The organism is Pseudoalteromonas sp. GW168-MNA-CIBAN-0100, from assembly GCF_040309225.1.
In the GTDB taxonomy this organism is placed as follows: domain Bacteria; phylum Pseudomonadota; class Gammaproteobacteria; order Enterobacterales; family Alteromonadaceae; genus Pseudoalteromonas; species Pseudoalteromonas arctica.
This window is the reverse complement of record NZ_JBEOOL010000610.1, coordinates 1-268: the sequence shown is the minus strand read 5'-3', so window position 1 is coordinate 268 and position 268 is coordinate 1. Positions and strand designations below refer to the sequence as shown.

1 pseudogene is annotated in these 268 nt (G+C 42.2%); it reads right to left on the bottom strand.

The features are described 5' to 3' along the window. Nucleotides 1–268 (bottom strand): annotated as a pseudogene (locus AAEY62_RS22650) (PilZ domain-containing protein); the annotation flags it as partial.

Genomic DNA, 268 nt, shown 5'->3' with positions numbered 1-268 from the left:
GCGTTGTAACACCCGATGATTATTTTCGGTGTTCATCACTGCCTCATAAACGGCGAGAGTATAACCACCGTGTTGTTTTAGCGCAGCTTCAAATACTTCAATCGCTGTTTCATCCATGAAATGTTGTTTGCCATTGTGATCATAAGGCTTTACCTGCCCAGTCACTAAACCACGTAAGTCAATAAAGCGCGCTATCGGCTGAGATAAGCGTGTCATTTCCATTTTCATTAAAAACTGTTCAGGCTTTGTAAGCCCAGCTATTTTAGAC